21 protein-coding genes and 1 other RNA gene are annotated in these 26,236 nt (G+C 62.5%); 13 read left to right on the top strand and 9 right to left on the bottom strand.

Features of this window, described 5'->3' with window-relative positions; translation table 11 throughout:
- Window positions 1–184: 184 nt before the first annotated feature.
- From ssrA to ACIPW4_RS17095, 5 genes are all read right to left on the bottom strand, one after another.
- Window positions 185–583: a transfer-messenger RNA gene (gene ssrA, locus ACIPW4_RS17115) on the bottom strand.
- A gap of 102 nt (window positions 584–685) precedes the next feature.
- Window positions 686–976 carry a hypothetical protein gene (locus tag ACIPW4_RS17110; RefSeq protein ID WP_400659834.1) on the bottom strand — a complete coding sequence of 97 codons (291 nt, stop codon included), beginning with the start codon at window positions 974–976 and terminating at the stop codon, window positions 686–688.
- A gap of 312 nt (window positions 977–1,288) precedes the next feature.
- Window positions 1,289–4,099, bottom strand: coding sequence for an FAD-binding and (Fe-S)-binding domain-containing protein (locus ACIPW4_RS17105; RefSeq protein WP_400659832.1), 2,811 nt, complete (start codon window positions 4,097–4,099; stop codon window positions 1,289–1,291).
- A 76-nt stretch (window positions 4,100–4,175) separates the two neighbouring features.
- Window positions 4,176–5,321: an FMN-dependent L-lactate dehydrogenase LldD gene (gene lldD / locus ACIPW4_RS17100; protein ID WP_400659830.1), complete on the bottom strand. Its 1,146-nt coding sequence runs from the start codon at window positions 5,319–5,321 to the stop codon at window positions 4,176–4,178.
- A 63-nt stretch (window positions 5,322–5,384) separates the two neighbouring features.
- Window positions 5,385–7,055, bottom strand: coding sequence for a lactate permease LctP family transporter (locus tag ACIPW4_RS17095; protein WP_400659828.1), 1,671 nt, complete (start codon window positions 7,053–7,055; stop codon window positions 5,385–5,387).
- A gap of 254 nt (window positions 7,056–7,309) precedes the next feature.
- Between ACIPW4_RS17095 and ACIPW4_RS17090 the strand changes: the two genes are divergently transcribed.
- On the top strand, window positions 7,310–8,077 hold the full coding sequence (locus ACIPW4_RS17090) for an FCD domain-containing protein (protein ID WP_400659826.1): 768 nt from the start codon (window positions 7,310–7,312) through the stop codon (window positions 8,075–8,077).
- A 156-nt stretch (window positions 8,078–8,233) separates the two neighbouring features.
- Here ACIPW4_RS17090 and smpB read toward each other — a convergent pair whose 3' ends face one another.
- Window positions 8,234–8,716 (bottom strand): SsrA-binding protein SmpB, encoded by a 483-nt coding sequence (gene smpB, locus ACIPW4_RS17085; RefSeq protein WP_400659823.1) that lies wholly within the window; start codon window positions 8,714–8,716, stop codon window positions 8,234–8,236.
- Between the two features lie 163 nt (window positions 8,717–8,879).
- Here smpB and ACIPW4_RS17080 point away from each other — a divergent pair, with 163 nt between their 5' ends.
- On the top strand, window positions 8,880–9,314 hold the full coding sequence (locus ACIPW4_RS17080) for a type II toxin-antitoxin system RatA family toxin (RefSeq protein ID WP_400659820.1): 435 nt from the start codon (window positions 8,880–8,882) through the stop codon (window positions 9,312–9,314).
- A gap of 67 nt (window positions 9,315–9,381) precedes the next feature.
- On the opposite strand, the gene ACIPW4_RS17075 is transcribed toward ACIPW4_RS17080, so the two are convergent.
- A complete protein-coding gene (locus tag ACIPW4_RS17075; RefSeq protein ID WP_400659818.1) occupies window positions 9,382–9,921 on the bottom strand; it encodes an outer membrane protein assembly factor BamE in 540 nt (179 codons plus the stop codon).
- 97 nt (window positions 9,922–10,018) lie between these two features.
- Between ACIPW4_RS17075 and fur the strand changes: the two genes are divergently transcribed.
- Window positions 10,019–10,423, top strand: a complete 405-nt coding sequence (fur, locus tag ACIPW4_RS17070; RefSeq protein ID WP_008096237.1) for a ferric iron uptake transcriptional regulator — start codon at window positions 10,019–10,021, stop codon at window positions 10,421–10,423.
- A gap of 212 nt (window positions 10,424–10,635) precedes the next feature.
- Here the strand turns inward: fur and recN are convergent, their stop codons facing one another.
- A complete protein-coding gene (recN, locus tag ACIPW4_RS17065; RefSeq protein WP_400659816.1) occupies window positions 10,636–12,309 on the bottom strand; it encodes a DNA repair protein RecN in 1,674 nt (557 codons plus the stop codon).
- 191 nt (window positions 12,310–12,500) lie between these two features.
- Here recN and grpE point away from each other — a divergent pair, with 191 nt between their 5' ends.
- The 8 genes from grpE (at window position 12,501) to ACIPW4_RS17025 (ending at window position 22,953) form a co-directional block, all read left to right on the top strand.
- Window positions 12,501–13,055 (top strand): nucleotide exchange factor GrpE, encoded by a 555-nt coding sequence (gene grpE / locus ACIPW4_RS17060; protein ID WP_400659813.1) that lies wholly within the window; start codon window positions 12,501–12,503, stop codon window positions 13,053–13,055.
- 102 nt (window positions 13,056–13,157) lie between these two features.
- Entirely contained in the window at window positions 13,158–15,083 is a 1,926-nt protein-coding gene (gene dnaK, locus ACIPW4_RS17055) for a molecular chaperone DnaK (RefSeq protein WP_400659810.1), read from the top strand.
- Window positions 15,084–15,281: 198 nt separating this feature from the next.
- Window positions 15,282–16,400, top strand: a complete 1,119-nt coding sequence (gene dnaJ, locus ACIPW4_RS17050; protein ID WP_400659808.1) for a molecular chaperone DnaJ — start codon at window positions 15,282–15,284, stop codon at window positions 16,398–16,400.
- Window positions 16,401–16,414: 14 nt separating this feature from the next.
- Complete coding sequence (dapB, locus tag ACIPW4_RS17045; RefSeq protein ID WP_400659805.1) at window positions 16,415–17,218, top strand: 4-hydroxy-tetrahydrodipicolinate reductase; 804 nt, start codon at window positions 16,415–16,417, stop codon at window positions 17,216–17,218.
- 373 nt (window positions 17,219–17,591) lie between these two features.
- Complete coding sequence (gene carA / locus ACIPW4_RS17040; protein WP_400659802.1) at window positions 17,592–18,728, top strand: glutamine-hydrolyzing carbamoyl-phosphate synthase small subunit; 1,137 nt, start codon at window positions 17,592–17,594, stop codon at window positions 18,726–18,728.
- A 106-nt stretch (window positions 18,729–18,834) separates the two neighbouring features.
- Complete coding sequence (gene carB / locus ACIPW4_RS17035) at window positions 18,835–22,056, top strand: carbamoyl-phosphate synthase large subunit (protein WP_400659799.1); 3,222 nt, start codon at window positions 18,835–18,837, stop codon at window positions 22,054–22,056.
- Complete coding sequence (gene greA / locus ACIPW4_RS17030) at window positions 22,053–22,535, top strand: transcription elongation factor GreA (protein ID WP_177326679.1); 483 nt, start codon at window positions 22,053–22,055, stop codon at window positions 22,533–22,535. The genes carB and greA overlap by 4 nt, the downstream gene beginning before the upstream one ends.
- A complete protein-coding gene (locus ACIPW4_RS17025; RefSeq protein WP_400659796.1) occupies window positions 22,513–22,953 on the top strand; it encodes an MFS transporter in 441 nt (146 codons plus the stop codon). Before greA ends, ACIPW4_RS17025 begins: the two co-directional genes overlap by 23 nt.
- 139 nt (window positions 22,954–23,092) lie before the next feature.
- On the opposite strand, the gene yhbY is transcribed toward ACIPW4_RS17025, so the two are convergent.
- Complete coding sequence (gene yhbY, locus ACIPW4_RS17020) at window positions 23,093–23,401, bottom strand: ribosome assembly RNA-binding protein YhbY (protein ID WP_400659793.1); 309 nt, start codon at window positions 23,399–23,401, stop codon at window positions 23,093–23,095.
- A gap of 102 nt (window positions 23,402–23,503) precedes the next feature.
- Between yhbY and rlmE the strand changes: the two genes are divergently transcribed.
- Complete coding sequence (gene rlmE, locus ACIPW4_RS17015) at window positions 23,504–24,130, top strand: 23S rRNA (uridine(2552)-2'-O)-methyltransferase RlmE (protein WP_400659791.1); 627 nt, start codon at window positions 23,504–23,506, stop codon at window positions 24,128–24,130.
- A 201-nt stretch (window positions 24,131–24,331) separates the two neighbouring features.
- Complete coding sequence (gene ftsH, locus ACIPW4_RS17010; RefSeq protein ID WP_400659788.1) at window positions 24,332–26,236, top strand: ATP-dependent zinc metalloprotease FtsH; 1,905 nt, start codon at window positions 24,332–24,334, stop codon at window positions 26,234–26,236.

Below are 26,236 nucleotides of genomic sequence, written 5' to 3'. Positions count from 1 at the left end.
ATTCTCCTCAAGCACTGATTCGGTATTCCAAAGATTAGCACCGGATGAGATGGAATACCGTCTGGAATACCCGAACGGCTGGAACTCAAAAACTCTCAAAAGACCGCAAAAGCGCTGGAGGCCGCGTATTTGCTGGGTTGCAGGCACAAAAAAAGACGTCCGTGGACGTCTTTGATTGATCATTTGGTGGAGCCGGGGGGATTTGAACCCCCGTCCGCCAGTACTCCGCTGTCGGTACTACATGCTTAGCCGTGTCTACTGATTTAATCCGCAGCCGCCCGACGGGCAGGGTGCTTTGGATGAGTTGTGTAAGTTTTAGTCACTTCGCCCACAACGTGCTACGCGACGATCCTGTTCTGTATGACAATCAGTTCGGGTTTACAGGCATCCCCTAGTGATTGCTGGAGCCGAAGCTACCAGAAGCAACGGGTCAAGAGGGCCGCTTACGCAGCCAGCTTGTACTCCGCGCCGTAGTTTTCGTCATTGGCAACTATAAAAGTTGCAACAGTGGATTTACGAGTTCTGTTACCAACTCGGCATGCACCTAGAGTTTCGCTACCGGCGTCGAATCCTAATCGGCCCCACACTAGCTCTTGGCTAACGCACCTTACGGCACGTGGGGTGGAGTATACGCCATTGCGCGGGCGACGTCGACAGCCGGTCCTGGCGCCCGCGCTGCGGGGGCTCAAGAACCGCTGCCGGCCGAGCCGCCACCTTTTTCAGTCTTTTCCATGCGCTCCAGCACCTTGCTGGTAATGGCAATGCAGCCCTTGGTGTCACCCGATGCCTGGGCGGCCTTGGCTTTGTCCACTTGTTCGGTCATGGCTTTGTCCAGGCCTTCGGAGGTGGCGCCGGCGGTGGCCATGCTGTCGTCGATCTTCTGCAGGTTGGCGGTGCACAGGTCCTCGGCGGCGAAGGCCGGGGATGCCAGGAGGGTCGCGGCCGCGAAGAGGGCCGAAAGCGCGGTACCTTTCATGGGTGTCTCCTTTTATGGCCGCTTGGAAGTGGGCCTACAAGGGTGGACTGTCGGGATTTGGCGGGGGTTCAATCGGGGTGATGGCTTGGCGGCATTGTGGTGTGTGGCGGGATGTTGCTGTCGATCGGGCGATGCGGTCGGTGTGGGAGCGGCCTTGTGTGGCGAAAGAGGCGCAAAGCGGCCCCGGCGGATGATGCTGCGGAGCTGAAATCCTGGGGCTGCTACGCAGCCCTTTCGCGACACAAGGCCGCTCCTACAGGGATCGCGGCGACTTGGAAGTCTGTGCGAGACACTTGCTTTTATAGGGATAGCTCAGATTGCACGTGGGCGGGTGACGCGGTCTACCAGGTAGACCAGGCCGTGATAGTCGATCCCGCTGTGGCTGGACAGGCCGATTTCACAGGTGCGGCTGGTGGAGATGCCTTCGCTGCAATACTGCACGGCATCCTTCAGGCTGCGCAGCGAGTGGGCGTTGAGCTCGGGTGTGGTAAAGCCTTTGTCACCGGCGAAACCGCAGCAGTGGATGCCTTCCGGGATCACCACCTGCTTGCTGCAGCGGCGCGCCAGATCAATTAGCGCCTGGCTCTCACCCAGGTGCTGGGTGCTGCAGGTCACGTGCACGGCCACCGGCTCGTCCTGCGGGGTGAACTCCAGCTTGTCGAGCAGGTGGGTGCGGATGAAGCGCACCGGGTCATACAGGTCCAGCCGGGTTTCGCCCAGGTCCTGCACCAGGCGCAGGGTGCAGGGGCTGGTGTCGCAGTAGATCGGATCGAGGCCGCCGCGGCTGGCGTGGAGCAGGGCGTTGATCAGTTCCTGACGCTTGTGTTCGGCCTGCTCGGGGTAACCCTTGGACGCGAACGGCTGGCCGCAGCAGAGGCTGTCGGCGTTGTCTGGGAAGACAACTTGGTAACCGGCTTTTTCCAGCAGGGCGCGGGTCTTGTCGAGCAGCGAGCTTTGCTCGCGGTCGGCGTAGGCTGGGCCCATGACTCGGGATACGCAGGCAGCGAGGTACACCACGCGGGGCCGGGCGTCGTTGCTCGCCGGGCCGAAGTCCACCGTGCGCAGTGGCTGGGGCATGGCCGGGGTCCACTGTGGCAGGCGGCCTTTGCTGGCCTTGCTCAGTGAGGCGCTGAGGCGGCCGAGGCGGGGGGCGCCGAGCAGTTTGCGCGCAGTGTTGGCGGCTGTGAGGGTGAAGAGGGCGCCACCCAGGGCCGTGTGGAAATGGTCGGCCAGCCAGTCGGCGGTCCTGGTGTGGTCGGCGGCCTGGCTGCGCAGCTTCTTCACCAGTTCGCCGGTGTTGATGCCGACCGGGCAGCGCTGGGCGCACAGGCCGGTGGCGGCGCAGGTGTCGATGCCCTGGTACTGGTAGGTCTGCAGCAGTTCGCGGGTGTCGATGCCGGCGCGTTGTTTGGCCTGGATGTCGCGCCACATGACAATGCGCTGGCGTGGGCTGAGGGTCAGGCCCTTGGAGGGGCAGACCGGCTCGCAGAAACCGCACTCGATGCACTTGTCGACGATCTCGTCGGCGGCCGGCAGCGGCTTGAGGTTCTTCAGGTGGATGTCCGGGGCTTCGCTCAGCACCACGTCGGGGTTGAGGATGCCGTTGGGGTCGAGCAGGCGCTTGAGCTTCCACATCAGCTGGTAGGCGTCATGCCCCCATTCCAGCTCCACGAACGGCGCCATGTTGCGGCCGGTGCCGTGCTCGGCCTTGAGCGAGCCGCCGAATTCGACGGTCACCAGCTGCGCGACATCGTCCATGAACGCCTGGTAGCGGGCGACTTCCTCGGCGCTGTTGAAGCCCTGGGTGAACACGAAGTGCAGGTTACCTTCCAGCGCGTGGCCGAAGATGATCGCCTCGTCGTAGTGGTGCTTGTCGAACAGCTGGATCAGGCGGTTGACGCCTTCGGCCAGTTGCTCGACAGGGAAGGTGACGTCTTCGATGATGACTGTGGTGCCGGTCTGGCGCACGGCGCCGACGGCGGGGAAGGTGTCCTTGCGGATCTTCCACAGCTGGTTGTACACGGCCGGGTCTTCGCTGAAGTCGACCTTCTGCTCCAGCGGGTAGTCGGCAATCGACGCCATCACCGAGTGCAGTTGCTCGTGCAGCAGGCTCTGGCTGGCGGCGCGAGACTCGATCAGCAGGGCACAGGCGTTGTCCGACAGGCCTTTGACCCACAGCGGCATGCCCGGCATGTTCTGCACCGAGCGCAGGCTGCGGCGGTCGAGCAGTTCGACGGCCGATACCGGCTGGCGCTTGAGCACGGTGACGGCGCGGCAGCAGCTTTCCACGCTGGGGAACACCAGCAAGGCGCTGGCCTTGTGTGGGTGGTCGGGTACGGTGTCGTAGGTAACGGCGCTGATGAAGCCCAGGGTGCCTTCGGACCCGACCAGCAGGTGCTGCAGGATATCCAGCGGCTGGTCGTAGTCCACCAGGGCATTGAGTGACAGGCCGGTGGTGTTCTTCAGCCGGTACTTGTGCCGGATGCGGTCGGCCAGTTCGGTGTTGGCGCGGGTTTCGCGGCCGAGCCGGGCCAGCGCTTCCAGCAGCTCGGCGTGGCTGTTTGCAAAGGCTGCGACACTGGCCGGGTCTTCACTGTCCAGGCGGGTGCCGTCGGCCAGCACCAGGCGCAGGCCGGCGAGGGTGTGGTAGGTGTTCTGGGCGGTACCGCAGCACATGCCACTGGCGTTGTTGGCGACGATGCCGCCGATCTTGCAGGCGTTGATCGAGGCCGGGTCGGGGCCGATCTTGCGCCCGTATGGGGCCAGCCAGGCATTGGCCTGGGCGCCGATGACCCCGGGCTGCAGGCGGATCTGCTCGCCCTGGCCGCGGATTTCCTTACCGTTCCAGTTATCGCCGAGCACGATCAGCACCGAGTCGCTGATGGCCTGGCCAGACAGGCTGGTGCCAGCGGCGCGGAAAGTGACCGGCACGCGTTCGCGCTGGGCCAGCTGGATCAGCGCTACCACTTCGTCCTCGGACTCGACGCGCACCACCAGCTTGGGGATCAGCCGGTAGAAGCTGGCATCGGTGCCGAAGGCAAGGGTGGACGTCGGGTCGTCGAAACGGCGTTCGGCGGGTATCAGGCGCTCGGCATCACGCAGGAACGCGGCGGGCAGGCTCATGCAATCTCCTCGCGGGGCCACGGCGTCTGGCGCGCCGGGTGCCCCGAGTCATTCAGGCGGTACTGTGTGCGGGCGCTCAGGCGCCCAGTTCGCGGACCAGCGAATCGCGGCTGATCTCGCTGATCGACTTGGCACCGGTCAGCACCATGGCCACGCGCATTTCTTTCTCGAACAGTTCGAGCAGGTTCTTCACCCCTGCCTGGCCATGCACGGCCAGGGCCCAGAGGAAGGCGCGGCCGATCAGCACGGTGTCGGCGCCGAGGGCGATCATGCGCACCACGTCGAGGCCGCTGCGGATGCCGGAGTCGGCGAGGATCTTCAGGTCGCCTTTTACCGCATCGGCAATCGCTGGCAGGGCGCGGGTGCTGGACAGCACGCCGTCGAGCTGGCGGCCGCCGTGGTTGGACACGACGATGCCGTCGGCGCCGAATTTGACCGCGTCACGGGCGTCGTCGGCGTCGAGGATGCCCTTGATGATCATCGGGCCGTCCCAGAATTCGCGAATCCACTCCAGGTCTTTCCACGAGATCGACGGGTCGAAGTTGTTGCCCAGCCAGCCGATGTAGTCGGCCAGGCCCGTGGGGTTGCCACGGTACTTGGAGATGTTGCCCAGGTCGTGCGGGCGGCCCATCACGCCAACGTCCCACGCCCACTCGGGGCGGGTCATGGCCTGCAGCACGCGGCGCATCGGGCCGTTGGCGCCGCTCATGCCGGAGTGGGCGTCGCGGTAGCGGGCGCCGGGCACCGGCATGTCGACGGTGAACACCAGGGTTTTCACGCCGGCGGCCTTGGCCCGCTCCAGCGCGTTGCGCATGAAACCTCGGTCCTTGAGCACGTACAGCTGGAACCACATCGGCCGGTCGATGGCGGGTGCCACTTCTTCGATGGGGCACACCGACACTGTGGACATGGTGAAGGGGATGCCATGGGCCGCCGCCGCACGCGCCGCCTGCACTTCGCCACGGCGGGCGTACATGCCGGTGAGCCCGACCGGGGCCAGGGCCACGGGCATGCTCAGGGTTTCGTCGAACAGCCTGGTTTCCAGGCTCAGCTCGGACATGTTCTTCAGCACGCGCTGGCGCAGGGCAATGCTGGCAAGGTCGGAGACGTTGTGGCGCAGGGTGTGTTCGGCGTAGGCGCCGCCGTCGGCGTAGTGGAACAGGAAGGGGGGCAGCTTGCGTTGGGCCGCGGCGCGATAGTCGGTGGAGGCGGAAATGATCATGGATTCTCGCAGCGTGGGTTGAAGGAGATGCCGGGCGCGTCTCGGCGCCCGGCCCCTTTCACTTTAGTGATGAACCAGCATGCCGGTCAGCCAATAGGCCTGGATCAAGGTGATCAGGCCGACGATGGTGGCGAAGAACAGGCTGTGCTTGACGGTGAAGCGGAACAGGTCGGATTCTTTGCCGACCAGGCCGGTGGCAGCGCAGGCCACGGCGATCGACTGTGGCGAGATCATCTTGCCGGTCACGCCGCCGCTGGTGTTGGCCGCCACCAGTAGGGTGTCGTTGACGCCGATCTGGTGCGCGGTGGTGGCCTGCAGCGAGCTGAACAGGGCGTTGGACGAGGTGTCAGAACCGGTCAGGAACACGCCCAGCCAGCCAAGGAACGGCGAGAAGAACGGGAACGCGGCGCCCGTGCCGGCCAGCACCAGGGCCATGGTCGACGACATGCCCGAGTAGTTGGTGACGAAGGCGAAGGCCAGCACCATGCCGATCGACAGGATCGGCCAGCGCAGTTCCCAGAAGGTCTCTTTGAAAGTGGTCAGACCAGTTTTGAAGTTGATCTTCAGCACGGCCATGGAGATCAGCGCCGAGAGGAAGATCGCGGTGCCGGTGGCGGAGATCGGGTCGAGCTTGAACACCGCTGGCATGGCGGTTGGCGCAGTGACGATTGGTGCGGTCTTGACCACCAGCTGGTCGAGGTGCGGGATGGCGAAGTTGAACACGAAGTTGTACATCGCGCCGCCTGGGGCGAAGGCAGCCTTGAAAGGCTTCAGGGTCCAGATGGTCACCAGCACGGTGAGGATCAGGAACGGCGACCAGGCCTTGAAGATCTCGCCGAAGCTGTACGGGGTCGGCTGGCTGCCGCTCGGTTGTACCACCGCGGCGCCGACGCTGCCTTTGGCTTCGGCGAACGAACGCTTCGGCTGCCAGACTTTCAGGAACAGGGTCAGGCAGATCAGGCTGGCCAGGGCCGAGGTGATGTCCGGCAGCTCCGGCCCGATGAAGTTCGAGGTGAAGTACTGGGTCACAGCGAAGCTCAGGCCGGCGACCAGGGCGGCGGGCCAGGTTTCTTTCACGCCGCGCAGGCCGTCCATCATGAACACCAGCCAGAACGGCACGAACAGCGACAGCAGCGGCAGCTGGCGGCCGGTCATGGCGCCGATGTGGAAGGCGTCGATGCCGGTGACCTGGCCAGCCACGATAATCGGGATGCCCAGGGCGCCGAAGGCTACCGGTGCGGTGTTGGCGATCAGGCACAGGCCGGCGGCGTACAGTGGGTTGAAGCCCAGGCCCACCAGCAGCGCGGCAGTGATGGCCACCGGGGCGCCGAAGCCGGCCGCGCCTTCGAGGAAGGCACCGAAGCAGAAGCCGATCAGCAATACCTGCAGGCGCTGGTCGTCGGTGATCGACAGCACCGAGCTGCGGATCACTTCGAACTGGCCGCTCTTGACCGTGAGTTTGTACAGGAACACCGCGGCAACGATGATCCAGGCAATCGGCCAGAGGCCATAGAGGAAGCCGTAACCTGCGGCAGCCAGCGCCATGTCGACAGGCATCTGGAAGGCAAAGATCGCCACCAGGATCGACAAGGCAAGGGTGATGCTGCCAGCCACGTGGCCTTTGAGGCGGAACACGGCCAGGGCCAGGAAGAAGAATACGATAGGAATGACCGCCGCCAGTGCGGACAGGCCGAGACTACCAAGCGGGGTATAGAGTTGTTGCCAGGTTTGCATATGGGGTGGCCCCTAATTGTTGTTGGTCAGCACTGGCATTGGATAATTGGTAAGACCAATTTACAATGGCTGGTCGCTAGGTTAAAAGCGCTGTCGTGGGTGTGTCAATTTGTCCCGTGCAAAACTTTGGTCGCGTGGCGATGAACGGCCAGCTGCTTGCTTGAGAAAACCGTCGCCTGATGCGTGCTGGCTGGGTGCTAATCGGCGAGAATAGGCGCCCCTGAATTTGGCCGGGGGTTTGTGGAGAGCATGTGATGGTTTTTGATCAGGTCCGCCAACGGCGCCTGTCCGACGACATCGTCGATCGGTTGGAAGGGATGATTCTGGAAGGCACGTTGACCTCCGGGCAGCGCTTGCCGGCCGAGCGCGCCCTGGCCGAACAGTTCGGTGTGTCGCGCCCGTCACTGCGTGAGGCGATCCAGAAGCTGGTGGCCAAGGGGCTGCTGGTGAGCCGCCAGGGTGGCGGCAACTACGTGGCCGAATCGCTTGGTTCGACCTTCAGCGACCCGTTGCTGCAGCTGCTCGAGCACAGTGCCGAAGCGCAGCGCGACCTGCTCGAGTTTCGCCATACCCTGGAGGCGTCATGCGCCTATTACGCGGCCCAGCGTGCCACCGAGCCTGATCGTGCGCGGCTCAAGGCGGCGTTCGACACCTTGCAGGATTGCTATGCGCGGGCTGACGAGGTGACGCGGGCGGAGGAGGGTGCGGCCGATGCGCGCTTCCACCTGGCGATTGCCGAGGCCAGCCATAACGCGGTGTTGTTGCATACGATCCGTGGCTTGTTCGACCTGCTCAAGCGCAACGTTGTGACCAACATCGGTGGCATGTATCAGCAGCGCACGGAAACACGCGACATGCTGATCGGTCAGCACCGCGAGTTGTACCAGGCGATTGTCGAGGGCAGGGCGGAGGATGCGCGTGAAGTGTCCAGCCGGCACATTCTGTATGTGCAGGAAGTGCTGGAAGAGGCGCAGGACGAGGCCCAGCGGGTGGCGCGGGCAGAGCGGCGCAGCGGCCGTTGAGCAGCGTATCGCGTTCCTTGTAGGAGCGGCCTTGTGTCGCGAAAGGGCTGCGAAGCGGCCCCAGGATTTCAGCTCCGCAGTCTGAATAGCTGGGGCCGCTTCGCAGCCCTTTCGCGACACAAGGCCGCTCCCACAAAGGCCGTATAGGGCAGAGGGTTACTCTTCCTTGCCCTTGTTCCGCACCGCACGCTGCAGCTCGCGGTTGGAGTCGCGTTCGCGCATGGTGTCGCGCTTGTCGAACTCCTTCTTGCCCTTGCCAAGCGCGATCTCGCACTTGATCAGGTGCTTGCTCCAGTACAGCGCCATGGCCACGCAGGTGTAGCCCTTCTGCGCCACGGCAGCTTCCACGCGCTCGAGCTCGCGCTTGTTCAGCAGCAGCTTGCGGGTGCGCATGGGGTCGGCGATGACGTGGGTGCTGGCGGTGTTCAGTGGGGTGATGTGGCTGCCGAACAGCCAGGCTTCACCATCCTTGAGCAGCACGTAGCTGTCGGTCAGGTGCGCCTTGCCGGCCCGCAGGCTCTTTACTTCCCAACCGGACAGGACCAGCCCGGCCTCGAACTTGTGCTCGATGAAGTAATCGTGTCGCGCTTTCTTGTTTTGCGCGATGGTCCCGGTCGGATGTTTCTTTTGTTTAGCCATAGGGGTGGCATTATAGGCAAGTCATCGCGCGGTCGGCTATGGGATTTCGGTGTGCTTGAGCCACTGCAATGAATACCGGACAATACAAGGCCTGTTCTATGCACAGAACCTGTTTTCGGCACGCTGCGAAGCGCCGCCACCCAGCCTTGGAAGTGACGCCTGGATGACTACCCATATTCAACGCTCCGCCCTGCTGCCGTACCCTGCCCAGGCGCTCTACGATCTGGTCAATGACGTCGCCAGCTACCCTGAATTCCTGCCCTGGTGCTCGGCTTCGACGGTGATCGAGGCCAGCGACACGCACATGCGGGCCAAGCTGGAAGTGGCCAAGGGCGGCATGAGCCAGCAGTTCGTCACAAGCAATGTGCTGGTGCCGGGGCAGTCCATCGAGATGAACCTGGAAGAGGGGCCGTTTACTCAGTTGCATGGCCTGTGGGTGTTCAAGCCGCTTGGTGACAAGGCCTGCAAGATCAGCCTGGACCTGACGTTCGATTATGCCGGCGCAATCGTGCGCGCCACGCTGGGGCCGCTGTTCAATCAGGCGGCCAATACCCTGGTGGATGCGTTCTGCCAGCGTGCCAAGCAGCTCAATGGTTGAGGTCGAGCTGAGCGGGTGGCAATAAAAAGCCCGGACCATGGTCCGGGCTTTTTCATCTGGCCGGCAATTACTGCGGCGAGGTGTCCAGCGGTGCCGGCGTCGGCACTGGGGTGGTCTCGATGGTGTCGATCTCGCGCTGGATGGACTCTTCCGTCGAGCCTGGCTTGGCCGGTTTTTCTTCCGGCTGCGGCTGGGGCTGGCCCTGCTCTGGCTGGCTGGCCGGGCTGACCGTGGTGTCGCTGCTGCCGCCGAGGATTTCCTGGTCGCGACTCACGCCTGGCATGAAGTCGCCAGACAGGCTGACCAGTTGGTCGCTGTCGTTGAAGAAAATGCTCATGCGTTCCTGCTGGCGTTTGCCGCCACCTGGTTGCAGGCTGTACAGGTAGTCCCAACGGTTGGTGTTGAACGTATCCTGCAGCAAGGGGTTGCCCATGATAAACCTTACTTGCCGGCGGGTCATTCCGGGGCGTAATTGGTCTATCATGTCTTGCGTGACGACATTGCCCTGCTGGATGTCGATTTTGTAAACCCCGGGAAACGAGCAACCGGCGAGTGCGAGCAGTCCCGCGAGGGCGAGGCTGTTTAGCAAGAGCTTGGTGTTTTGCATCGGTGGGCGACTTCCACTATCTTGGCTGGACAACGTAAACCCCGATCATACCCGTATTAAGAGAAGCTGCGAAGCAGCATCGGCGAGAAAGCTGACCATGGTTGAAAATAGCGAATTGCGCAAAGCCGGTCTCAAGGTGACCCTGCCTCGAGTCAAGATCCTACAGATGCTCGACTCCACCGAGCAACGTCACATGAGCGCCGAGGATGTCTACAAGGCGCTGATGGAGGCTGGCGAGGACGTCGGTCTGGCAACCGTCTATCGCGTACTGACCCAGTTCGAAGCGGCTGGTCTGGTGGTACGCCACAACTTCGACGGCGGCCATGCGGTGTTCGAGCTGGCTGACGGCGGTCACCACGACCATATGGTCAACGTGGAGACCAGTGAAGTTATCGAGTTCATGGACGCTGAAATCGAGCGCCGCCAGAAAGAGATCGTGGCCGAGCATGGCTACGAGCTCGTGGACCACAACCTGGTCCTTTATGTGCGTAAGAAAAAGTAACGATTCCATACGTTACGAATGACAAAGGCGACCTTCGGGTCGCCTTTGTGCTTTATGGGGGGCCGAGTTGCGATCTTTGTGGGAGCGGCCTTGCGTCGCGAAAGGGCCGCGAAGCGGCCCCAGGATTTCAGCGCAAATGCACAAATTACTGGGGCCGCTAACGCGGCCCTTTCGCGACGCAAGGCCGCTCCCACAAAAAGTCCGCGTCAATTTCAGGCTTTGCCTGAGACCACCATCTTGCGCGCATGCGCCAGGGATTCCTTGGTCAGGTCGATACCCCCGAGCATCCGCGCCACTTCCTCGACCCGTTCGCGCTTGCCCAGGCTGGCCACTGCAGTATGGGTGGTGTCGCTGTTGCGCACCTTGTGCACGAACAGGTGATGGTGCCCTTGGGCGGCCACCTGCGGCAGGTGCGTCACGGTCAGTACCTGGCCACGTTCGCCCAGGCGCCGCAGCAGCTGGCCGACGATCTCGGCCGTTGGGCCGCCGATGCCGACGTCCACTTCATCGAACACCAGCGTGGGAATGCGCGAGGTCTGCGCCGTGATCACCTGGATCGCCAGGCTGATACGCGACAGCTCGCCGCCGGACGCCACCTTGGCCAGGCCCTTGAGCGGCTGCCCGGGGTTGGCGCTGACCAGCAGCTCGACCTGTTCAAGGCCATGCGGCGACAGGTCGTTGCCTTCGTTGGGCGTGAGTTCGATGCAGAACCGGCCGCCGGGCATGCCCAGGCGCTGGATTTCCTGCTCCACGGCGACGGCCAGCTGTTTGGCTGCCTGCTGGCGCAGGGCGCTCAGCTCCAGCGCCTTCTCTTTATAGTGCTGGGCAAAGGCGCCAAGCTCCTCGCCCAGGCGCTCGATCGACTCGTCGCTGGCGTTCAGGCCTTCCAGTTCGTCCATCAGCTGTTGCTGCAGGTGCGGCAGCTCTGTGGGGTGCACGCGGTGTTTGCGTGCCAGCGTGTAGATTGTGTCGAGGCGCTCTTCCAGGGCTTGCAGGCGCATGGGGTCGGCGTCGAAGTTGTCGAGGAAGCGGTTGAGTTCGCCCATCGCTTCTTCAACCTGAATCTGTGCGCTGGCGATCATGTTCGCCGCTTCACCCAATGCCCGCGGGGCGTTCGCTGCGGCGCCGAGACGGTTCAGGCTGCTGGTGAGGGCGCTGAGCACGTTGCCCGAATCGCTTTCGCTGCACTGGTCGATGACCTGGCGGCAGATACCGAACAGGGCCTCGGCGTTGGTCAGGTTCTTGTGTTCCTGCTCCAGCTGTTCCAGCTCGTTCTCGCCCAGGCCGAGGTTGTCGAGCTCTTCGAGCTGGTAGCTGAGCAACTGGTGGCGGGCACGTTGCTCGTCGCCTGAATTGGACAGGCGCTCAAGCTCCAGGCGGGTCTGGTTCCAGCGCCTGGCGGCAAGCTGCACCTGGCGGGCGAGGTCGATGGCGCCGGCGTATTCGTCCACCAGGCGGCGGTGGGTGTCGGTCTTGAGCAGCGACTGGTGTTCATGCTGGCTGTGGATGTCGATCAGCAATTCACCGAGGGCCTTGAGGTCGCCGAGCGGGCAGGGTGTGCCGTTGATGTAGCCACGGCTGCGGCCTTCAGCGGTGATCACCCGGCGCAGGATGCACGGCCCGTCGTTGTTCAGGTCGCGCTCGGCCAGCCAGGCATGGGCTTCGGGGATGTCCACCAGGTCGAACGTGGCAAGGATGTCTGCCTTGTCGGTGCCGGGGCGCACCACGCCACTGTCGGCACGGTCACCCAGGGCCAGGCCGAGCGCGTCGAGCATGATCGACTTGCCCGCGCCGGTCTCGCCGGTGATGACGGACATGCCACGGGCGATTTCGAGGTCGAGGTGCTCGACGATGGCGTAGTTGTGAATGGACAGGTGCACCAGCATGGGGGCCGCTCCCGAAGTTCAGGTCTGGTTATTTATACAGTACTTTTTTCAGGGCTGCCAATGCCCCTTGGCAGATTCTGTTGCCGCCCGGAAAACCACCTTGCCCCTTGAAGCTGGTTTTTCCGGCCCCATATAGCCGGCAGACACGGCGAGCTTTGCTCGTACAACCGAAATTGCGGAGGAGAGACCCCATGGCTGACGAACAGCTGGATCAAGAAAACCTTAACGTCGAAGAGGCCGGTGCAGTGGATAACGGTGCCCGCGTTCTGGAGCTCGAAGAGCAGCTGGCCGCCGCCAAGGATCAGTCCCTGCGTGTCGCTGCCGAAGCGCAGAACAGCATTCGTCGCGCCGAACAGGAAGTCGACAAGGCTCGCAAGTTCGCCCTCGAGAAGTTCTCGGGCGACCTGTTGCCGGTGATCGACAGCCTGGAAATGGCGCTGGCGCACCTGAATCCTGAGGACGAACAGCTCAAGCAGACCCGTGAAGGCGTCGAACTGACCCTGAAGATGTTCCAGGACACGCTCAAGCGCTACAACCTCGAAGCGGTAGACCCGCACGGCCAGCCGTTCAACCCCGAGCACCACCAGGCGATGGCCATGCAGGAAAGCGCCGACATCGAGCCGAACAGCGTGCTCAACGTGTTCCAGAAGGGTTACCTGCTCAACGGCCGCCTGCTGCGCCCCGCCATGGTGGTGGTCAGCAAGGCGCCTGCTGCACCGCAACCTTCTATCGATGAGAAGGCTTGAAATCTGTCGGGGCAACCCCATCTAGGTGTCAAGCGTTCAAGTATTACCGCAGTTGGCCAGAAGTGACCGCTGCCGCCAAATTCAAGTTTCGGGAGAGTTAACATGGGCAAAATCATCGGTATCGACCTGGGGACCACCAACTCGTGCGTCTCCATTCTGGAAAACGGTAACGTCAAGGTCATCGAAAACGCCGAAGGCGCGCGTACTACCCCTTCGATCGTGGCCTACGCCAACGACGGCGAAATCCTGGTCGGCCAGTCGGCCAAGCGCCAGGCCGTCACCAACCCGCACAACACCCTGTTCGCAGTGAAGCGCCTGATCGGCCGCCGCTTCGAAGAAGACGTCGTGCAGAAAGACATCAAGCTGGTGCCGTACAAGATCGTCAAGGCCGGCAACGGTGACGCCTGGGTCGAAGCCGGTGGCAAGGAAATGGCGCCGCCGCAGATCAGCGCCGAAGTCCTGAAGAAAATGAAGAAGACCGCCGAAGACTACCTCGGCGAACCCGTCACCGAAGCGGTCATCACCGTTCCGGCCTACTTCAACGACAGCCAGCGCCAGGCCACCAAGGACGCCGGCCGCATCGCCGGCCTGGACGTCAAGCGCATCATCAACGAGCCGACCGCTGCTGCACTGGCCTATGGCATGGACAAGGCCAAGGGCGACCACACCGTCATCGTCTATGACCTGGGTGGTGGTACCTTCGACGTTTCGGTCATCGAAATCGCCGAAGTCGACGGTGAGCACCAGTTCGAAGTACTGGCCACCAACGGCGACACCTTCCTGGGTGGCGAAGACTTCGACATGCGCCTGATCGACTACCTCGTCGACGAGTTCAAGAAAGAGTCCGGCATGGACCTGAAGAACGATCCACTGGCCCTGCAGCGTCTGAAAGAAGCTGCTGAAAAAGCCAAGATCGAGCTGTCCTCGACCCAGTCGACCGACGTCAACCTGCCGTACATCACTGCAGACGCTACTGGTCCGAAGCACCTGAACGTGAAGATCTCCCGCGCCAAGCTGGAGTCGCTGGTCGAAGACCTGGTAAGCCGTACCATCGAGCCTTGCCGCATCGCCCTGAAAGACGCCGGCATCGATGCCAGCAAGATCGACGATGTGATTTTGGTCGGTGGTCAGACCCGCATGCCGATGGTGCAGAAGGCCGTTGCCGACTTCTTCGGCAAAGAAGCGCGCAAGGACGTCAACCCGGACGAAGCCGTGGCCATGGGTGCTGCCATCCAGGGCGCCGTACTGGCCGGTGACGTGAAAGACGTACTGCTGCTGGACGTCAGCCCGCTGACCCTGGGTATCGAAACCATGGGCGGCGTGATGACCGCGCTGATCGAGAAGAACACCACCATCCCGACCAAGAAGTCGCAGGTGTTCTCGACTGCCGACGACAACCAGGGCGCCGTGACCATCCACGTGCTGCAAGGTGAGCGCAAGCAGGCTGCGCAGAACAAGTCGCTGGGCAAGTTCGACCTGGCCGACATTCCGCCAGCGCCACGCGGCGTGCCGCAAATCGAAGTGACCTTCGACATCGACGCCAACGGCATCCTGCACGTAGGCGCCAAGGACAAGGCCACCGGCAAGACCCAGTCGATCGTGATCAAGGCCAACTCCGGCCTGTCCGACGAAGAAATCGAGCGCATGGTGCGTGACGCCGAGGCCAACGCCGAGGAAGACCGCAAGTTCGAAGAGCTGGCCGCTGCCCGTAACCAGGGTGACGCGCTGGTGCACTCGACGCGCAAGATGGTCGTCGACGCGGGTGACAAGGTCACTGCCGAAGAGAAGACCGCGATCGAAGCTGCCGTGGTTGCCCTGGAAGCCGCTGTCAAAGGCGACGACAAGGCCGCCATCGACGCCAAGGTCGAAGAGCTGTCCAAGGTTTCCGCGCCGGTTGCCCAGAAGATGTACGCCGAGCAGCAGGCTGAGCAGCCTCAGGGCGGCGCTCAGCAGGCCGAGCCGGAAGCCAAGCACGATGACGTGGTTGACGCCGAGTTCGAAGAAGTCAAAGGCGACGACAAGAAGTAATCGTTGCAGGTTGTCGACCCGTTCACCGGCTTGGCTCGGTGAACTGGTAGGATGTCGCCGCGCGGGGGCTTGCTCCCGCGTTGGCGTATCTGGAATTCGAGATTTTTTACAGCATTTGTCCGTGCCATTTTTCGGTTTGCAGGCAGGTGCTGATGGCGCGGCGCAGATGCCAGACGCCCAACAAGGTGCAAATGACCTATGTCCAAGCGTGATTATTATGAGGTTCTGGGTGTCGAGCGCGGCGCCAGCGAAGCTGACCTCAAGAAGGCCTACCGCCGCCTGGCGATGAAGTACCACCCGGACCGCAACCCGGGCGATAAAGAGTCGGAAGACAAGTTCAAGGAGGCCAACGAGGCCTACGAAGTACTGTCCGATGCCAGCAAGCGTGCGGCATTCGACCAGTACGGCCATGCCGGCGTCGACCCGAGCATGGGTGGCGGTGGTGCCGGCTTCGGCGGCGCCAACTTCTCCGATATCTTCGGTGACGTGTTCAGCGACTTCTTCGGTGGTGGTCGCGGTGGCGGACGTGGCGGTGCCCAGCGCGGCAGCGACCTGCGCTATACCCTGGAACTGAACCTGGAAGAAGCGGTGCGTGGCACTACGGTCAGCATCCGCGTGCCGACGCTGGTCAACTGCGCGCCGTGTGACGGCTCCGGTGCCAAGAAGGGTTCGACCCCGTCGACCTGCCCGACCTGCGGCGGTATCGGCCAGGTGCGCATGCAGCAAGGCTTCTTCTCGGTGCAGCAGACCTGCCCGCGCTGCCACGGCCAGGGCAAGATCATCACCGACCCGTGCACCTCATGCCATGGCGAAGGCCGTGTCGAGGAGTACAAGACGCTGTCGGTCAAGGTGCCGGCTGGCGTCGATACCGGCGACCGCATTCGCCTGTCCGGCGAGGGCGAGGCGGGCACCCATGGTGGTCCGACCGGCGACCTGTATGTGGTCATCAGCGTGCGCGAGCACGAGATCTTCCAGCGTGATGGCAAGCACCTGTACTGCGAAGTACCGATCAGCTACACCGATGCAGCCCTGGGTGGCGAGCTGGAAGTGCCGACCCTCGATGGCCGCGTCAAGCTGAAAATTCCGGAAGGCACCCAGACCGGCAAGCAGTTCCGCCTGCGCGGCAAGGGCGTTGCCCCGGTGCGTGGTGGTGGTGCTGGTGACCTGCTGTGCCGCGTGGCGGTCGAGACTCCGGTCAACCTGACCCGTCGCCAGCGCGAACTGCTCGAAGAGCTGCGCAGCTCGCTGGAAGGCGACAACTCGCCCAAGGCCAATGGCTGGTTCGATGGCGTGAAGCGCTTCTTCGGCGATCTCTGACAAGGAAAATGGCTATGCGACGTATTGCAGTGATGGGTGCGGCGGGGCGTATGGGCAAGACGCTCATCGAGGCCGTTCAGCAAGCCCCGGGTGCGGGCCTGACGGCGGCGATCGATCGCCCGGACAGCTCGCTGGTCGGCGCAGATGCGGGTGAGCTGGCAGCGCTGGGTCGGATCGGCGTACTGCTGTCCGATGACCTGGCCAAGGTTGCCGACGACTTCGACGTGCTGATCGATTTCACTCATCCTTCGGTGACGCTGAAGAACCTGGCGTTCTGCCGCAAGCACGGCAAGGCGATGATCATCGGTACCACCGGTTTCACCGTCGAAGAAAAGCAATTGCTGGCCGAGGCAGGCAAGGACATCCCGATCGTGTTCGCTGCCAACTTCAGCGTCGGCGTCAACCTCAGCCTCAAGCTGCTGGACATGGCGGCGCGGGTGCTCGGCGATGATGTCGACGTCGAGATCATCGAGGCGCACCACCGGCACAAGGTGGATGCGCCGTCGGGTACCGCGCTGCGCATGGGTGAAGTGGTTGCCAATGCACTGGGGCGCGATCTGCAGGAAGTGGCGGTGTATGGCCGTGAAGGTCAGACCGGTGCGCGTGATCGCAAGACCATTGGCTTCGCCACCGTGCGTGCCGGCGATGTGGTCGGTGACCACACCGTGCTGTTCGCCGCTGAAGGCGAGCGCCTGGAAATCACCCACAAGGCCTCCAGCCGCATGACCTTCGCCAAGGGTGCGGTGCGTGCGGCGCTGTGGCTGGATGGGCGCGAGCCAGGCCTGTACGACATGCAGGACGTGCTCGAGCTGCATTAAGCCGTGCTCCCTCGGGATGTGCGATCCCTGTAGGAGCGGCCTTGTGTCGCGAAAGGGGCGCGCAGCGGCCCCAAAAATCTCGGCAGCGCCACAGAAAGCTGGGGCTGCTGGGCAGCCCATTCGCGACACAAGGCCGCTCCTACACGGGTGTGCAATGCCCGCGAATGTCAGTCTGTCGCAATCATGTGTTTTAGAGACACATATGCGGTAGACCGAAAACGCACTTTTCTGTAAGCTACAGCTTTAGTGTGTCCACTAAAAGCGCGCAGCGAATTGAATTCAGCACATGAAAGCGGGGTGACGTGTCCATACGTCACTCCGCTTTTTTGCAACCTGCGATCGCCCTTTCATGCTTGATTTACGGGAGGTCTTCTTGACAAAGCCAGCCATACTCGCCCTTGCCGACGGCAGTATTTTTCGCGGTGAAGCCATTGGTGCCGACGGTCAGACCGTTGGTGAGGTGGTATTCAACACCGCTATGACGGGCTACCAGGAAATCCTTACAGACCCTTCCTACTCGCAGCAAATCGTTACCCTGACCTACCCGCACATCGGCAATACCGGCACCACGCCGGAAGACGCCGAGTCGAACCGCGTCTGGTCCGCTGGCCTGGTCATCCGTGACCTGCCGCTGCTGGCCAGCAACTGGCGTAACACCCAGTCGCTGCCTGACTACCTGAAGGCCAACAATGTCGTCGCCATCGCGGGCATCGACACTCGCCGCCTGACCCGTATCCTGCGTGAAAAGGGCGCTCAGAATGGCTGCATCCTCGCCGGTGACAACATCACCGAAGAGCAAGCCATCGCCGCCGCTCGCGCCTTCCCGGGCCTGAAGGGCATGGACCTGGCCAAGGTCGTTTCCACCCAGGAGCGTTACGAGTGGCGCTCCAGCGTGTGGGAACTGAAGACCGACAGCCACCCGACCATCGACGCTGCCGACCTGCCGTATCACGTGGTCGCCTTCGACTACGGCGTCAAGCTGAACATCCTGCGCATGCTGGTCGCCCGCGGCTGCCGCGTGACCGTGGTGCCTGCCCAGACCCCGGCCAGCGAAGTGCTGGCACTGAATCCGGATGGCGTGTTCCTGTCCAACGGCCCTGGTGATCCGGAGCCATGCGACTACGCGATCCAGGCGATCAAGGAAATCCTCGAGACCGAGATCCCGGTATTCGGCATCTGCCTCGGCCACCAGCTGCTGGCCCTGGCCTCCGGCGCCAAGACCGTGAAGATGGGCCACGGTCACCACGGTGCCAACCACCCGGTCCAGGACCTGGACACCGGCGTGGTCATGATCACCAGCCAGAACCACGGTTTCGCCGTTGACGAAACCACCCTGCCGAGCAACGTCCGCGCCATCCACAAGTCGCTGTTCGACGGCACCCTGCAGGGTATCGAGCGCACCGACAAGAGCGCGTTCAGCTTCCAGGGCCACCCTGAGGCGAGCCCAGGCCCGACCGACGTCGCGCCACTGTTCGATCGTTTCACCGATGCCATGGCCAAGCGCCGCTGAGCATCCTGCATCAAGGCCCCGGGCCGGCTCGTGCCGTGCCCGGAAGCGCCTGACCCAGATTGTTCAAGACGGCTTGCCGACTGACCCGCGGATTTGAGTGACAACCATGCCAAAACGTACAGACATCAAAAGCATCCTGATTCTCGGCGCTGGCCCGATCGTGATCGGCCAGGCCTGCGAATTCGACTACTCCGGCGCCCAGGCCTGCAAGGCCCTGCGCGAGGAAGGTTTCCGCGTCATCCTGGTGAACTCCAACCCGGCCACCATCATGACCGACCCGGCCATGGCCGACGCCACCTACATCGAGCCGATCAAATGGCAATCGGTGGCCAAGATCATCGATAAAGAACGCCCGGACGCGGTATTGCCGACCATGGGTGGCCAGACCGCACTGAACTGCGCCCTGGACCTGGAGCGCCACGGCGTTCTGGAAAAGTTCGGCGTAGAGATGATCGGTGCCAACGCCGACACCATCGACAAGGCCGAAGACCGTTCGCGCTTCGACAAGGCCATGAAAGACATCGGCCTGGAGTGCCCGCGCTCGGGTATCGCCCACAGCATGGAAGAGGCCAATGCGGTCCTCGAGAAGCTCGGCTTCCCGTGCATCATCCGCCCGTCGTTCACCATGGGCGGCACCGGCGGCGGTATCGCCTACAACCGTGAAGAATTCGAAGAAATCTGCACCCGTGGCCTGGACCTGTCGCCGACCAAGGAACTGCTGATCGACGAATCGCTGATCGGCTGGAAGGAATACGAGATGGAGGTGGTCCGCGACAAGAAGGACAACTGCATCATCGTCTGCTCCATCGAGAACTTCGATCCGATGGGCGTGCACACCGGTGACTCGATCACCGTGGCTCCGGCACAGACCCTGACCGACAAGGAATACCAGATCATGCGCAACGCCTCGCTGGCGGTGCTGCGTGAAATCGGTGTCGAAACCGGCGGTTCCAACGTGCAGTTCGGTATCTGCCCGAACACCGGCCGTATGGTCGTAATCGAGATGAACCCGCGCGTTTCGCGTTCGTCCGCCCTGGCTTCCAAGGCCACCGGCTTCCCGATCGCCAAGATCGCCGCCAAGCTGGCCATCGGTTACACCCTCGACGAACTGCAGAACGACATCACCGGCGGCCGCACTCCGGCGTCCTTCGAGCCGTCGATCGACTACGTCGTCACCAAGCTGCCACGCTTCGCTTTCGAGAAATTCCCGAAAGCCGACGCCCGCCTGACCACCCAGATGAAGTCCGTGGGTGAAGTCATGGCCATCGGCCGCACCTTCCAGGAATCCCTGCAGAAAGCCCTGCGTGGCCTGGAAGTCGGCGCCTGCGGCCTCGACCCGAAAATCGACCTGGCCAGCCCGGAAGCCGCCAGCATCCTCAAGCGCGAGCTGACCGTGCCGGGTGCCGAGCGTATCTGGTACGTCGCCGATGCCATGCGTTCGGGCATGACCTGCGAAGAAATCTTCGCCCTGACCGGCATCGACATGTGGTTCCTGGTTCAGATGGAAGATCTGATCAAGGAAGAAGAGAAGGTCAAGACCCTGGCGCTGTCGTCGATCGACAAGGGCTACATGCTGCGCCTCAAGCGCAAAGGCTTCTCGGACCAGCGCCTGGCCAAGCTGCTCGGCATCACCGACAAGAACCTGCGCCGTCACCGCCACAAGCTGGAAGTGTTCCCGGTCTACAAGCGCGTCGACACCTGCGCCGCCGAGTTCGCCACCGACACCGCCTACCTGTACTCCACCTATGAGGAAGAGTGCGAGGCCAACCCGTCGAGCCGCGACAAGATCATGATCCTGGGTGGCGGCCCGAACCGTATCGGTCAAGGCATCGAGTTCGACTACTGCTGCGTGCACGCGGCCCTCGCGCTGCGTGAAGACGGTTACGAGACCATCATGGTCAACTGCAACCCGGAAACCGTCTCCACCGACTATGACACCTCCGACCGCCTGTACTTCGAGCCGCTGACACTGGAAGACGTGCTGGAAGTCTGCCGCGTCGAGAAGCCGAAGGGCGTCATCGTTCACTACGGCGGCCAGACCCCGCTGAAACTGGCTCGCGCCCTGGAAGAGGCCGGCGTACCGATCATCGGTACCAGCCCGGACGCCATCGACCGTGCCGAAGACCGTGAGCGCTTCCAGCAGATGGTTCAGCGCCTGAACCTGCTGCAGCCGCCAAACGCCACCGTGCGCAGCGAAGAAGAAGCCATCAGCGCCGCTGGCGGCATCGGCTACCCGCTGGTCGTGCGCCCGTCCTATGTACTGGGTGGCCGCGCCATGGAGATCGTCTACGAACTGGACGAACTCAAGCGCTACCTGCGTGAGGCGGTACAGGTTTCCAACGACAGCCCGGTACTGCTCGACCACTTCCTCAACTGCGCCATCGAGATGGACGTGGATGCGGTCTGCGACGGCACCGACGTGGTGATCGGCGCGATCATGCAGCACATCGAGCAGGCAGGTGTTCACTCCGGTGACTCGGCGTGCTCGCTGCCACCTTACTCGCTGAGCAAGGAAGTCCAGGACGAAGTTCGCGTACAGGTCAAGAAAATGGCCCTGGAGCTGGGCGTTGTCGGCCTGATGAACGTGCAGCTGGCCTTGCAGGGCGACAAGATCTACGTGATCGAAGTCAACCCGCGTGCCTCGCGTACCGTGCCGTTCGTTTCCAAGTGCATCGGCACCTCCCTGGCCATGATCGCTGCCCGTGTCATGGCTGGCAAAACCCTGAAAGAGCTGGGCTTCACCCAGGAAATCATCCCGAACTTCTACAGCGTCAAGGAAGCCGTCTTCCCGTTCGCCAAGTTCCCGGGGGTTGACCCGATCCTCGGCCCTGAGATGAAATCGACCGGTGAAGTCATGGGCGTTGGCGACAGCTTCGGTGAAGCCTTCGCCAAGGCCCAGATGGGTGCCAGCGAAGTGCTGCCGACCGGCGGTACCGCGTTCATCAGCGTGCGCGACGACGACAAGCCACAAGTGGCTGGCGTTGCCCGTGACCTGATCGCCCTGGGCTTCGAAGTGGTTGCAACGGCGGGTACCGCCAAGGTCATCGAAGCCGCTGGCCTGAAAGTACGCCGTGTGAACAAGGTGACCGAAGGTCGTCCGCACGTGGTCGACATGATCAAGAACGACGAAGTGTCGCTGATCATCAACACCACCGAAGGCCGCCAGTCGATCGCCGACTCGTACTCGATTCGTCGCAATGCGCTGCAGCACAAGATCTACTGCACCACTACCATTGCGGCGGGTGAAGCCATCTGCGAGGCGCTGAAATTCGGTCCCGAGAAGACTGTTCGTCGCCTGCAGGATCTGCATGCAGGACTCAAAGCATGAGCATGACCAAGTACCCGATGACCGTCCAGGGCGCTCGCGCCCTGGAAGAGGAGCTGACCTTCCTGAGCAAGACCGAGCGCCCGCGCCTGAGCCAGGCCATTGGCGAAGCGCGTGAGCTGGGCGACCTCAAGGAAAACGCCGAATACCATGCCGCCCGTGAGGAGCAGGGCATGGTCGAGGCGCGCATCCGCGATATCGAAGGCCGTCTGCAGAACTCGGTGGTGATCGACGTCACCACCATCGCACACACCGGCAAGGTGATTTTCGGCACCACCGTGGTGCTGGCCAACACCGAGACCGACGACGAGGTGACCTACCAGATCGTCGGTGAAGATGAAGCTGACGTGAAACAAGGCAAACTGTCGAGCAGCGCACCGATCGCCCGTGCCATCATTGGCAAGGAAGAAGGTGACACCGTGGTGGTCAAGACGCCAAGCGGTACGGTCGAGTACGAGATTGTCGAAGTCAAACACATCTGACCGGCGCCTGCGGGCGCCATCCCTCGAGGGGATCCTCTGGCAACTGGCCCAGGTTTTCTGGGTCGGTGGCCTTTGGGTGTTCCATGTGGGGCTGGTGCCGGCACTGAAAGTCAGTGGCCTTGCGCCCTTGCTGGTGCAGGATGTCGCCGGGCAGATCGACCGCTGGTTGATCGGCGTGGCCTTGCTTGGCCTGTTGACCCAGCTGGCGGTATTGGCGCGGGTGGACGGCCTGGCGGCCTGGTGGCGGCAGTTTCGCGGGCAGATGCTGTTATTGGGCTTCGGCGCCTGCGTGGGGTATTACACCTTGCGCTACGGCATCTCGGTCGGCGAGCGCTGGCAGATGTTCTGTTTCCTGGTGCTGGGCTTCTCCGGCATCGTGCTGGTGGCCCAACCGGTCCCGGTCAGGTCACGCCGCTAGCCCTGGTTCCGTGGTCCTTGTAGGAGCGGCCTTGCGTCGCGAAAGGGTCGCGAAGCGACCCCAGGATGTCGGCTTTATCGCAAATACCGCCGGGGCTGCTGTGCAGCCCTTTCGCGACGCAAGGCCGCTCCCACACTCGTCACTTGTAACGGTGGACGTTGGACAATTGCTTGTTCGGCTGGGGGTTCTTGCGATAGATCAGTGCCTTCTTGCCGATGGTCTGCACCAGCTCGGCACGGCCTGCCTTGCACAGCGCGGCAATGGTTTCGGCGCGTTCTTCGCGATCTTCCGAGCGAATTTCGACTTTGATCAGCTCGTGATCGGCCAGCGCACGCTCCAGTTCGCCGATCACGCCTTCGTTCAAACCGTTGCCAGCAACGATCAGGACCGGCTTCAGGTCATGACCAATGGACTTGTATTGCTTCTTCTGCTCGTTATTGAGCGGCATAATCTGACCCTTTCCGTCTGATTCTGTAAAATTGACCGGCATTTTACCCGAGGGCCACCGGCTCCGCCCAGTCAATCACGACGCATATCATCGAGGTGCCCCGTGGTACAACGTTCCAAAAGCAGCGCAAACTGGCTGCGAGAGCATTTCAACGATCCTTTTGTGAAACAGGCACAGAAGGATGGCTACCGCTCGCGTGCGAGCTACAAACTGCTGGAGATCCAGGAAAAGGACCGCCTGATCCGCCCCGGCATGAGCGTGATCGACCTTGGCGCAGCACCCGGAGGCTGGTCCCAGGTGACCAGTCGTCTGATTGGTGGCCAAGGCCGCCTGATCGCTTCCGACATCCTGGAAATGGACTCGATCCCCGATGTGACCTTCATTCAGGGCGACTTCACCCAGGAGGAAGTGCTGCAGCAAATTCTTCAGGCGGTTGGTGATTCGCACGTAGACCTTGTGATTTCCGACATGGCCCCCAATATGAGTGGTACGCCTGCCGTGGATATACCGAAGGCCATGTTCCTCTGCGAGCTGGCCCTGGATCTGGCGACCCGCGTGCTCAAGCCGGGCGGGGACTTCCTGATCAAGATCTTCCAGGGCGAAGGTTTCGATCTGTACCTGAAGGACGTGCGCAGCAAGTTCGACAAGGTGCAGATGCGCAAGCCGTCGTCATCGCGGGACCGATCCCGTGAGCAGTACCTGCTGGGCAAGGGTTTCAAGGGGGCGTGAGGCGTGTTGCGGGGTGGCTGATAGTTATTTCCAATCGGCCACCCCGTCTGGATCGTCCGAACTTCGTGTAGTCTAGGTTTCACAAAGGGTTACAGACGGTGCCTGCGGATGCGTAGGTAATGTAGTAAGTTAGGGCGATGAATATCATGCGAGGCACGGCTGCGTCGTGCGCCGGCCTCAGAGGGTAGCGAATTGAACGACATGGCAAAGAATCTGATCCTGTGGTTGATCATCGCAGCTGTCCTGGTGACAGTGATGAACAACTTCTCAAGCCCTAACGAGCCGCAGACCCTCAACTACTCCGACTTCATCCAGCAGGTCAAGGATGGCAAGGTCGAGCGTGTGACCGTCGACGGCTACATCATTACCGGCAAGCGCGCCGACGGCGACAACTTCAAGACCGTGCGCCCGGCCATCACCGACAATGGCCTGATCGGCGACCTGGTCGACAACCACGTGGTCGTCGAAGGCAAGCAGCCTGAGCAACAGAGCATCTGGACTCAACTGCTGGTTGCCAGCTTCCCGATCCTGGTGATCATTGCCGTGTTCATGTTCTTCATGCGCCAGATGCAAGGCGGTGCAGGCGGCAAGGGCGGGCCAATGAGCTTCGGCAAGAGCAAGGCGCGCCTGCTGTCCGAAGACCAGGTCAAGACCACCCTGGCTGACGTCGCCGGTTGCGACGAGGCCAAGGAAGAGGTTGGCGAGCTGGTCGAGTTCCTGCGCGATCCGGGCAAATTCCAGCGCCTGGGTGGTCGCATTCCGCGCGGCGTGCTGATGGTCGGCCCGCCCGGTACCGGTAAAACCTTGCTGGCCAAGGCCATTGCCGGTGAAGCCAAGGTGCCGTTCTTCACCATTTCCGGTTCCGACTTCGTCGAGATGTTCGTCGGTGTCGGTGCCAGCCGTGTTCGTGACATGTTCGAGCAGGCCAAGAAGCACGCGCCATGCATCATCTTCATCGACGAGATCGACGCCGTGGGTCGCCACCGTGGCGCAGGCATGGGCGGTGGTCACGACGAGCGCGAGCAGACCCTCAACCAGCTGCTGGTGGAAATGGACGGCTTCGAAATGAACGATGGCATCATCGTCATTGCCGCCACCAACCGCCCGGACGTGCTCGACCCTGCACTGCTGCGCCCTGGTCGCTTCGACCGTCAGGTGGTGGTCGGTCTGCCGGATATCCGTGGTCGTGAGCAGATCCTCAAGGTGCACATGCGCAAGGTGCCGGTTGGCGAAAACGTCAACCCGGCGGTCATTGCCCGTGGTACCCCAGGCTTCTCCGGTGCAGACCTGGCCAACCTGGTCAACGAGGCATCGCTGTTCGCCGCTCGCTCCAACAAGCGCCTGGTCGAAATGAAAGAGTTCGAGCTGGCCAAGGACAAGATCATGATGGGCGCCGAGCGCAAGACCATGGTCATGTCCGAGAAGGAAAAGAGGAACACCGCCTATCACGAGGCCGGTCACGCCATTGTCGGCCGCCTGGTGCCTGAGCACGACCCGGTCTACAAGGTTTCGATCATTCCGCGTGGTCGTGCCCTGGGTGTGACCATGTTCCTGCCGGAAGAAGACCGCTACAGCCTGTCCAAGCGTGCACTGATCAGCCAGATCTGCTCGCTGTACGGCGGCCGTATCGCCGAGGAGATGACCCTGGGCTTCGATGGCGTCACCACCGGTGCCTCCAACGACATCATGCGTGCCAGCCAGATCGCTCGCAACATGGTGACCAAGTGGGGGCTGTCGGAAAAGCTCGGGCCGCTCATGTATGCGGAAGAGGATGGCGAGGTGTTCCTCGGCCGTAGTGCCGGAAGCCAGCACGCCAGTGTATCCGGCGAGACTGCCAAGCTGATCGACTCCGAAGTGCGTAGCATCATCGACCAGTGCTATGCCACTGCCAAGCAGCTGCTGATCGACAACCGCGACAAGCTCGAGGCAATGACCGAAGCCCTGATGAAGTACGAGACCATCGATGCCGATCAGATCGACGACATCATGGCGGGTCGTACTCCGCGCGAACCCCGTGATTGGGATGATGACAAGGATTCGGGCACCCCTGCTGCCCAGAATGATCGCCCGGAATCGCCGATCGGCGGCCCAGCAGCTCAACACTAA

Origin of the sequence: Pseudomonas sp. NPDC089996, assembly GCF_044748405.1 — a bacterium.
GTDB lineage: Bacteria > Pseudomonadota > Gammaproteobacteria > Pseudomonadales > Pseudomonadaceae > Aquipseudomonas.
Note: the sequence above shows the minus strand (reverse complement) of the source record. Positions and strands in the feature narration are given on the sequence as shown.